A 2,303-nucleotide genomic window follows, 5' to 3' on the forward strand; every position below is an offset into this window, starting at 1 on the left:
TCGCCGTCGACGCGCACGCCATAGCGCACGCCGTCATAGCGGGCGAGGTTGGAGGAGGCCTCCGCCGGGGCGACGATGTAATAGGCCGGCAGCGCGGCCCGGGTGTGGGGCAGCGAAATCTCGACGATCTCGCAGCCGGCATCCTTCAGCCACGCCGCGCCCTTATCCCACAGGGCGGCGATTTCTTCCGACATGCCCTCGACGCGGTATTCCTTCGGAATGCCGATCCGCAGGCCCTTCAGACTGGCCCCCACGGCCTTCTCGTAATCCGGCACGGCGAGATCGGCAGAGGTGGAGTCCTTCTCGTCGAACCCGGCCATGGCCCTCAGCATCACCGCCGCGTCGCGCACGTCGCGGGCGATGGCGCCGGCCTGATCGAGCGAGGAGGCATAGGCGACGATGCCCCAGCGCGAGCAGCGGCCGTAGGTCGGCTTGATGCCGACCGTGCCGGTCAGCGCTGCCGGCTGGCGGATGGAGCCGCCGGTATCGGTGGCGGTGGCCGCCGCGCACAGCCGCGCCGCAACGGCGGCGGCCGAGCCGCCGGAGGAGCCGCCCGGCACCAGCGGCGTCGCATCGCCGGTGCGCCGCCAGGGGCTGACGACCGGACCGAAAGCCGAGCTTTCGTTGGACGAGCCCATGGCGAACTCGTCGCAGTTGAGCTTGCCCAGCATCACCGCGCCTTCCGCCCAGAGCCGGGCGGTGACGGTGGATTCGTAGGGCGGCACGAAATTGGCGAGAATGTTCGAGCAGGCCGTGGTGCGCACGCCCTCGGTGGCGAACATGTCCTTCACGCCGAGGGGAATGCCCTCCAGCAGGCCGGCCTCGCCGCGCGCAAGGCGGGCATCGCTGGCCGCCGCCATCTGCAGCGCCTTCTCCGGCGTCTCCAGCACATAGGCATTGAGCGGGCGGGCGGTCTCGACGGCGGCGATGTGGGCCTGCGCCACCTCGGTGGCGGAAAACCGGCGGGCCTTCAGCCCTTCGGTCAGGGCGGCGATGGAAAGTTCGGTCAGTTCGGTCATGGGTGTTCAGTCCGGCAGCAGGCAGCGGAAACGGTCAGGCGCGGCAGCGCCGCTCACTCCACGACCTTCGGCACCAGGAAATAGCCGTCTTCGGAAAGCGGCGCGTTGGCGAGCACCTTGTCGGCAATGCCGCCGTCGGTGATGACATCGACGCGCATGCGCAGGCCCGCCGAAACGGCCGAGGTCATCGGCTCCACGCCGGAGACATCCACCTTCGCCAGTTCGTCGACCAGCCCGAAGATGGAATTGAGCTCGCCTTCGAGGCGTTCGGCTTCCTCAGGCGTGACGGCGATCCGGGCCAGATGGGCGACTTTGGCAACGGTGCGGGCATCGACCGACATGGGATGACGACTCCGGCTTGCATGCGCGCCCCGCGGCCGGCGGCCGTGAGACGGGCAGAAACAACAAAGGGCATCGCCGCGAACCCGTGTCCGCGGCGGCTGCCCCCTGATAGCACCGCCCTTTCCGGCGAAACAACAGGGCCGCGCCGCTTTCTCGGCCCGGCCCCGCCATTCAGACGAAATCGGCGGCCGCGAAGGCCTCGTTCTTCTCCGCCACATGCACCACGGTGCGCGAACCGGCCATGGCCGAGACGAACGGATCGGCCGAGGGCGCCAGAATCGGGAAGGTGGCGTAGTGGCACGGCACCACCAGACGGAACTTGAAAAAGCGCTGGCAGGCATAGGCGGCGGTGGCGGCGCTCATGGTGAAGCGGTCGCCGATCGGCACGAGGCCGATATCCGGCTTATGGAACTCGTCGATCAGGTGCATGTCGGAGAACAGGTCGGTATCGCCCATGTGATAGAGCGTCGGTTCGCCCGGCGCCTTCAGCACCACGCCCAGCGGATTGCCGAGATAGACGATGCGGCCGTCTTCCTCCACATAGGCGGACGAGTGCAGCGCCTGCACGAAGGTGACGGAAAACGCCCCGAGCGGCACCGTGCCGCCGGTGTTGCCCATGTCGAGCTTCGTGACGCCCTTCGAGCCGAGCCAGCTGCAGATTTCCGGGTTGGCGACGACGGTGGCGCCGGTCTGCGCCGCCAGTGCCACGGTGTCGCCGATGTGATCGGCATGGCCGTGGGTGAGCACGATGTGCGTGATGCCTTCCGCAGCCTTCGCGACGGAACCGGTGAAGGCCGGATTGCCGGTGAAGAACGGATCGATCAGCACGGAGGCTCCCGGCAGATCGACCCGGAAGGCGCTGTGTCCGTACCAAGTGAGGTGCATGTGCGTTCTCCTGTGCTTGTCTGTTCGCAATGGCGCGGCCGGAGGCCGGCAGGCCAG

3 protein-coding genes are annotated in these 2,303 nt (G+C 68.3%); all 3 read right to left on the reverse strand.

What is annotated here, in order from left to right; genetic code table 11:
- The coding region (locus V7067_RS09210) for an amidase family protein (protein WP_334175601.1) at positions 1–1,019 on the reverse strand (1,019 nt) is incomplete at its 3' end.
- 53 nt (positions 1,020–1,072) lie between these two features.
- Complete coding sequence (gatC, locus tag V7067_RS09215) at positions 1,073–1,360, reverse strand: Asp-tRNA(Asn)/Glu-tRNA(Gln) amidotransferase subunit GatC (protein WP_334175602.1); 288 nt, start codon at positions 1,358–1,360, stop codon at positions 1,073–1,075.
- A 172-nt stretch (positions 1,361–1,532) separates the two neighbouring features.
- Positions 1,533–2,246: a metal-dependent hydrolase gene (locus tag V7067_RS09220; protein WP_334175603.1), complete on the reverse strand. Its 714-nt coding sequence runs from the start codon at positions 2,244–2,246 to the stop codon at positions 1,533–1,535.
- Between the last annotated feature and the right edge of the window lie 57 nt (positions 2,247–2,303).

The sequence above is a fragment of the Pseudoxanthobacter sp. genome (assembly GCF_036822375.1).
GTDB lineage: Bacteria > Pseudomonadota > Alphaproteobacteria > Rhizobiales > Segnochrobactraceae > Pseudoxanthobacter.

Bases quoted from the DNA above. Each gene is read 5' to 3' on its own strand.
- gatC (WP_334175602.1), bottom strand. From the start codon at position 1,360: ATGTCGGTCGATGCCCGCACCGTTGCCAAAGTCGCCCATCTGGCCCGG.
- V7067_RS09220 (WP_334175603.1), bottom strand. From the start codon at position 2,246: ATGCACCTCACTTGGTACGGACACAGCGCCTTCCGGGTCGATCTGCCG.